Origin of the sequence: Natronomonas sp., from assembly GCF_036625485.1 — an archaeon.
GTDB lineage: Archaea > Halobacteriota > Halobacteria > Halobacteriales > Haloarculaceae > Natronomonas.
In genome coordinates, this window is sequence record NZ_JAZKTR010000127.1 from 1 (window position 1) to 6,781 (window position 6,781).

General features: G+C 67.0%; 8 protein-coding genes. 4 read left to right on the forward strand and 4 right to left on the reverse strand.

Going from position 1 to position 6,781, the window contains the following annotated elements; genetic code table 11:
* The first annotated feature begins 350 nt into the window (after positions 1-350).
* Positions 351-680 (forward strand): hypothetical protein, encoded by a 330-nt coding sequence (locus V5A53_RS11495; protein WP_332313754.1) that lies wholly within the window; start codon positions 351-353, stop codon positions 678-680.
* Between the two features lie 48 nt (positions 681-728).
* On the opposite strand, the gene V5A53_RS11500 is transcribed toward V5A53_RS11495, so the two are convergent.
* On the reverse strand, positions 729-1,133 hold the full coding sequence (locus V5A53_RS11500) for a DUF7575 domain-containing protein (protein ID WP_332313755.1): 405 nt from the start codon (positions 1,131-1,133) through the stop codon (positions 729-731).
* Positions 1,134-1,216: 83 nt separating this feature from the next.
* On the opposite strand from V5A53_RS11500, the gene V5A53_RS11505 reads away from it, so the two are divergent.
* Positions 1,217-1,534 carry a hypothetical protein gene (locus V5A53_RS11505; protein ID WP_332313756.1) on the forward strand — a complete coding sequence of 106 codons (318 nt, stop codon included), beginning with the start codon at positions 1,217-1,219 and terminating at the stop codon, positions 1,532-1,534.
* Here V5A53_RS11505 and V5A53_RS11510 read toward each other — a convergent pair.
* Genes V5A53_RS11510 through V5A53_RS11520 form a run of 3 tightly spaced genes read right to left on the reverse strand, consistent with a single transcriptional unit; the run spans position 1,531 to position 3,681 of the window.
* Entirely contained in the window at positions 1,531-2,205 is a 675-nt protein-coding gene (locus V5A53_RS11510) for a type I 3-dehydroquinate dehydratase (protein ID WP_332313757.1), read from the reverse strand. The genes V5A53_RS11505 and V5A53_RS11510 overlap by 4 nt on opposite strands.
* 22 nt (positions 2,206-2,227) lie before the next feature.
* Positions 2,228-3,253, reverse strand: a complete 1,026-nt coding sequence (locus V5A53_RS11515; RefSeq protein ID WP_332313758.1) for a DNA-methyltransferase — start codon at positions 3,251-3,253, stop codon at positions 2,228-2,230.
* A gap of 53 nt (positions 3,254-3,306) precedes the next feature.
* Positions 3,307-3,681 carry a hypothetical protein gene (locus V5A53_RS11520; RefSeq protein WP_332313759.1) on the reverse strand — a complete coding sequence of 125 codons (375 nt, stop codon included), beginning with the start codon at positions 3,679-3,681 and terminating at the stop codon, positions 3,307-3,309.
* Positions 3,682-3,772: 91 nt separating this feature from the next.
* Between V5A53_RS11520 and V5A53_RS11525 the strand changes: the two genes are divergently transcribed.
* Complete coding sequence (locus V5A53_RS11525; RefSeq protein ID WP_332313760.1) at positions 3,773-5,581, forward strand: flippase-like domain-containing protein; 1,809 nt, start codon at positions 3,773-3,775, stop codon at positions 5,579-5,581.
* Between the two features lie 170 nt (positions 5,582-5,751).
* A complete protein-coding gene (locus V5A53_RS11530) occupies positions 5,752-6,711 on the forward strand; it encodes a transcription initiation factor IIB (RefSeq protein ID WP_332313761.1) in 960 nt (319 codons plus the stop codon).
* The last annotated feature ends 70 nt before the right edge of the window (positions 6,712-6,781 follow it).

Consider the following 6,781-nt stretch of genomic DNA (forward strand, 5'->3'; position numbering starts at 1 on the left):
CGGCAACTCCAACGCCGACGGCAACTCCAACGCCGACGGCAACTCCAACGCCGACGGCAACTCCAACGCCGACACCGACAGCAACCCCGACGCCGACACCGACAGCAACCCCGACGCCGACAGTAACTCCTACTCCGACCTCGATATCTGGTGGCGGCTCCGGTAGCAGGGGTGGGTCGTCTTCAGGTGGCTCTTCACCGACTGCGACGCCGACATCGTCGCCGACGCCGACACCAACTCCATCGCCTACCCCGAGCAGCGCCTCGACGGCGGAGGGGGCGGCCCCCGAGGTTCTGGACGCGTCGCTTCCCGTCGAGTGGCTTCGAGCGGGTCATTCGGCTACGGTGCGAGTGAGGATCAGCACCCCCGGAGCGCGGTCGGAGATGACCCTTCGGGTGACACACGCCGATGCCGACGTCTCGACGCACGTCGTGACGGTCGGACCAGCGGAGACGGCCGAACTGGAACTGGACGTCACCTTCGAGGAACCGAACGAGGGAGTCGTCGAAGTAAACGGCCACCCGGCGGGTGAACTGACCGTCGACAGCGGCGATGGCGAGGAAGGGGCGGCGTCGCCCATCGAACCAGCCGACCAGACCGGTTTCGGTACTCTCGTGGCCCTATTCGCCGTCTTCGTGGGGGCACTGTGGGCGTGGCGGGGTCGCGACGGGACCGAGTAATCCCCGTCGAAACGCTTCTGCTGATTTCTCCGGGGGAGGTCTCTTCGATTACTTCTCGTCCAGTCGCGCCGTACACCAATGACAGAACTCCAGCGACGGGTCGAGTTCCTTGCTGCAGTTCGGACACCGCGGTGTGTCGTCGATGCGGTAGTCCTCGCGGGCGGCGAGCCAGTAGGCGTCCATCGTCGCGAAGACGGTGATCGCGAACATCGCCAGCGCGGCCTCCATCGGGAAGCCGTCGACGGCCGAAAAGAAGCCACCGGCGGTCGCAAGCAGGTTCCGGGCCGTGAGTTCGAGGCCGGCGGTCGTGAGGACGAGCAGGAGCGACCCGAGCCACACGGTCCCCCAGAGGACGGCCCGAACCCACTCCCGGAGGTAGACGTGGCCGATGCCCGGTTGGAGAAACGACAGCATCGCGGCCACGAACCGCCGTCGGTTCCCGCGTCCGTTCATGACGGCAAAGGGTATTCGATACGCGCTTATAAACCCACGGCGTCGAACGACCGTTTTTACGTCGGGGCGTCGCAGGTGGAGCCATGGCCGAGGATGACGACGCCGACGTCCTGTTTGCCCTCACGGTCACCGAGTTGTTCGCGCTCGTCGTCGCCTTCGGGGTCGTCGCGGCCAGCCTGCTCGGCTGGACGGGCCTTCTGGACCAGTTCTCGCGGACGGTTCGACTCCTCGCGCTCGCGTTCCTCGCCGTCGAGTTGCTCGTTCCCGCGTGGGTGTTCTACGACGTTCGCCGCCGCGGCGCGACCGACGACCGGGTCTGGGTTCACGCCTCGGTGATGCCGGTCGTGAACCTGCTGGCGGTACTCGCGTACCTCGCCGAGCGGGAGGCCGACGAGTCCTAAGCGAGATCCTCGACAAGCCGTCGAAGCGTCTCGAGGTCGTACTGACCGGGCGCGGTCGCCTTCTCGGGGTCGACCGGCGCGTAGCCGATCTTCGAGCCGTAGACCGGCGCAACTGCGCGGGTGTGGCTGCCGGCCTCGCCCATCGCCATCGTCGCCACGCGCTCGCCGCGCTGGGTCATCTCGTGGGTCGCCCCGAGCAACGCCAGCGCGTCCGAGCGGTTCTCGGCGGTGACCGCAAGTTTGGCCACGTCGCCGTAGGTTCCAGCCCGCGTGAGCAGGGACTGGAGTTGGCCCTTCGAGGGCGTCGTCTCGAAATCGTGGGTCGAGACGACGACGGAGACGTCCCGTTCGTCGGCGGCCTCGACGAGGTCCAGTCCGTCGCCGTCCTCCAGCGCCGCGAGTTCGATGTCGACCGCGGCGACCGCCTCGTGCTCGATGGCCTGTTCCAATGCATCAAGCCGGCCCTCATCACCGGCCTCGCCGCCCTCCCAGTCGGCGCGGTTGGTCACGAGCAGGGGAAGTTCGCCGTCGTAGTCGGCGAGCGAATCGAGCGGGTCGGCGGCGAGGTCCATCCGGAACTCCACGCAGTCGGCGTGTTCGCGGGCCGCCGGTTCCTCCGAGAGGTCCGCAGTCGCGGCCGCGAGACGGAAGGCATCGAACGTTAGGGTCATGGGCGAACTGTGGACGCCGATATTAAAAGGGCTCGTGGGTCGCGGTAAACCGGATGGGGTCCTCGCCGGTGCGTTCGATGTCGGTGACGGTCGGCAGGCGAATCCGCCGTTCGTTCTTCGTCACGACGCGGGTGTCGTAGTGTTCGGCCTCGTATTTCGGCTGGTCGTCGCGGTCGGCGACGAACTCGCTGTGGCGGCCGAGGCGCTCGTCGGCGATGCTCGTAGAGAGGTCCGGCGCCTCCGTCGCCCGCTTCTCGAACGCCTCGGCGAGTTCGGCGTTTCGTTCGATTCCGATGGAATTGCGCCCCTCGACGAGCGCCGCCAGCGACGTGGTCCCGGTGCCGACGAAGGGGTCCAGTACGGTGTCGCCGCGCACCGAATACATCCGGACCAGCCGAAGCGGGATTTCGAGGGGAAAGGCCCCGGAGCGTTCGCGGGCGCCGTTGTCGAGCGTCTGGCCGGTGCCGCGGACCTCCCAGCAGTCCGAGAACCACTCGTTGCGCTCCTCCCAGAAGAACGCCGAGGCGTAGCGGTCGTCGTCCTTCGGTGGGAAATCGCGGGTGCCGCCCTTCCGGAAAAGGAGGACGTGTTCGTGTTCCAGCGTCGCGTATGCGTTGGTCGGCAGGGTCCCCGACCCCATGAACTTCGCCGTGCTGTTGGTCGGCTTGCGCCAGACGATACCCGGCAGTTGGTCGAGGCCGGCCGCCGCAAGCCCCTCGATGATCCGGGCGTGATTCGGATACAACTGGAACTGGCCGTCGATGCGTCGGGTCGCGTCGCCGACGTTGATAGCGGCGATACCACCCACAGAGAGCGCGTCGGCCACCCGCTCCCAGACGTCGTCGAGCAGGTCGTGCATCGCTTCGAAGGCAGTCTGGCCATCGCCAGCGTCGAGGGCGTCGGCGATGGTGGGGCTCTGGGCGGCGAAACTCTCGTCCCACATCTCGACCATCGGATACGGCGGCGACGTAACGACGAGGTCGACGCTTCCCGACTCGACGTCGAACTCGCGGGCGTCGCCGACGCGTATCTCGTGGGTCGTCTGCACAGGTGGTGATGCGCGGGGCGGGTAAGGTGTCTTGCGGTTTCTCGACTCCCGAACTACGCCCGGCCGACGAAGTGAGCCTGGGCGGTCGTGCCTTCGGTTCCGTAGTCGACCACGCGCACCCGGATCGTCTCGCCCTCCGATAGTGCGTCGCTGCCGCCGGGGTCCGGCACCTCACGAACGAAGGTCTGGAGGCCGTTGATGGTTCCTCTGACCTCGGCGGGCGAGCGGTCGTACTGGGTCTCCTGGACCACGAGCTCGTAGGTTTCGCCCTTCTCGGCGGCCTCGTCGGGCGGCCGCTGTTGGGCCTGTTCGTGGGCGCGGTCCCGTTTCTTCTGGGCGTCGCTTCTCCCGCCGAGGACGACCTTGAGGACGATCAACAACACGAGGACGGCGAGGACGGCGGCACCACCGATGACCAGCGTCTGCATTGACGGGCCTACTCTTGGGTCCCCCAAAGCGGTTGTGGCGACGGACGCGCAGACAGAAGGTTGATACCCGGCCCAACCCCAGCACTCACCGATGACAGACCGGGAGGTAAGCGTCGTGTTGCCCGCCTACAACGAGGCGGACACCATCGAGTCCACCGTCGAGGTGACCGTCGAGACGCTCGCCTCCTTCCTGCCGGCCGACGCCTTCGAGGTGCTCATCGCCGAGGACGGCTGTGACGACCGGACGCCCGAAATCGCCGACCGACTGGCCGCCGAGGACGACCGAATCCGGCACTTCCACAGCGACGAGCGGTTGGGCCGCGGTGGCGCCCTCGAACGCGCCTTCGAGGAAAGCGACGGCGACGTCCTCGTCTACTTCGATACGGACCTCGCGACGGATATGCGGCACCTCGAGGAACTCGTCGAAGCGGTTCGGACCGAGGGCTACGATGTGGCGACAGGGTCGCGCTGGATGCCCGGCAACGTCGCCGACCGCCCATTTGAACGGGACGTCGCCTCGCGGGGCTACAACTCGCTCGTCCGACTCTTCTTGCGCTCGGGCGTCGAGGACCACCAGTGCGGCTTCAAGGCCTTCGACCGCAATGTCCTGCTGTCGCTGGCCGACGACGTCGAGGACGACCACTGGTTCTGGGACACCGAGATACTCGTCCGCGCCCAGCAGGCCGGCTACGACATCAAGGAGTTCCCCGTCGACTGGGAGCCGAAAGGCGACACGAAGGTCGACCTCGTGCGGGACGTCTTCGGGATGGGCAGCCAGATCCTGCGCCTCTGGTGGCAAGTCGGCGTTCGACCGAAGATCGACCGCCGGGTGACGATGGCCGCCGGGACGTTGCTCATCGTCCTCGCCGTCGCCCTGATGACCGTCTATCTCGACCCGCGGGAGGTCCTCGCGGAGATGCGGGCGGCCGACCCCGTTCTCGTGGCGGTCGCGACGCTGGTGTATCTCGCCTCCTGGCCCTTCCGTGGCCTTCGCTATCGCGACATCCTCTCGGAGTTGGGCTATCGTGAGAGCCTCGGCTTTCTGACCGGTGCGGTCTTTATCAGCCAGACCGGCAATCTGGTCTTTCCCGCGCGGGCCGGCGACGCCATCCGCGCCTACATCGTCAAGGCCCGCCGGGGCATCCCGTATCCGACCGGCTTCGCCTCGCTGGCCATCGAACGCGTCTTCGATCTGTTGACGATCACGGTGATGGCAGGGACGACGCTACTTGCGTTGGCCGCCGCAGGAGTTGATGTGACCGCGCTGCAGTCGGCAGGACCGGGCGGTGACGTCGAACGGAGCGGCCGACAGGCCGTCCTCGTCGCTGCGGGCGTCGGCCTCGCCGCGCTGCTCGCGGTGGGCGTCATCCTCGCGACGGCCCGCTCCGACCGCAACCTCGTGCGGTCGGCGCTCGGCCGCATCAGCAGCGACTCCTACGTCGACTACGTCGCGGGCGTCGTCGAACAGTTCGCCGGGGACGTCCAGACCATCGCCGAGGACCGCCGGGCCTTCGCCGTCGTCGGTGCCTCCAGTCTCCTCATCTGGGGTATCGACGTGGTGACCGCCATCGTCGTCTTCGCGGCCTTCGGCGTCGACGTCCCGCTGTGGGCGCTCGTGGCCGTCGGTTTCTTCGCCGTCAGCGTCGGCAACCTCGCCAAGGTGCTGCCGCTGTCACCCGGTGGAATCGGCCTCTACGAGGGCGCCTTCACGCTCATCGTCGTCGCGCTGACGCCCGTCGTCTGGCCCGTCGCCCTCGGGGCGGCCATCGTCGACCACGCCATCAAGAACCTCGTCACCGTCGCTGGCGGCGTCGCCTCGACGCTGTTCTTCAACGTCTCGCTGACCACTGCGGTCGAAGGGGCAAGCGAGGCAGAGCGTGACACGCCACCCCATGATTAATACTTAAGGACAGATCTCCGTCCCGCTGAGTCGTTCAAAAACGGGGGGCTCGGGTACCAGCGCTCGAAAATACCGATGGGTTTAAATACTGGCGCTACTTGTATATGATAGCGAACCGCTGACCGGGCTTTCTCGGGGCGTATCCCACCTGGTAGCACCCGCCTTGTAGCATGAGCAAGCACACTCGAACACGAACGACCGAGACGGAAACGGAATCCGAACGAGACGAGACGGTTGGCTGTCCCGAATGCGGCGGGAAGCTGAGCGCCGACACCGAGCACGGCGAGACCGTCTGCCGCGATTGCGGCCTCGTCGTCGAGGAAGACGAGATCGACCGCGGGCCGGAATGGCGCGCCTTCGACAGCGCCGAGAAGGACGAGAAGTCCCGCGTCGGTGCCCCCACCACGAACATGATGCACGACAAGGGGCTGTCGACGAACATCGACTGGCGCGACCAGGACGCCTACGGCAACTCGCTGTCCTCGAACCAGCGCCAGAAGATGCAACGCCTCCGCAAGTGGAACGAGCGCTTCCGGACGCGCGACTCCAAGGAGCGGAACCTCAAGCAGGCGCTCGGCGAGATCGACCGGATGGCATCCGCACTCGGCCTCCCGGACAACGTCCGAGAGACCGCCTCCGTCATCTACCGGCGCGCGCTCGACGAGAACCTCCTGCCGGGTCGCTCCATCGAGGGCGTCTCGACGTCGTCGGTCTACGCCGCCGCTCGACAGGCTGGCGTCCCCCGGAGCCTCGACGAAGTCGCCGGCGTCTCCCGCGTCGAGAAGAGCGAGATCGCACGTACCTACCGCTACGTGGTCCGCGAACTGGGTCTCGAAGTCCAGCCCGCCGACCCCGAAAGCTACGTGCCACGCTTCGCCAGCGACCTCGACCTCTCCGACGAGGCCGAGAACCGCGCCCGCAAGCTCCTCCAGAACGCCAAGGAACAGGGCGTCCACTCCGGTAAATCGCCTGTCGGCCTCGCCGCCGCTGCGGTCTACGCCGCCTCCCTCCTCACGAACGAGAAGACCACGCAGGCCGCCGTCAGCGAGGTCGCCGACATCTCCGAGGTCACCATCCGGAACCGCTACCACGAACTGCTCGAAGCCGAGCAGGACCTCGCGTTCGCATAGCCACTTTTTGCACGCTCCGCCGGTCTTGCGCGCTACGGCGCCAGACCCGGCTCCGCGGTCATCAGATTCC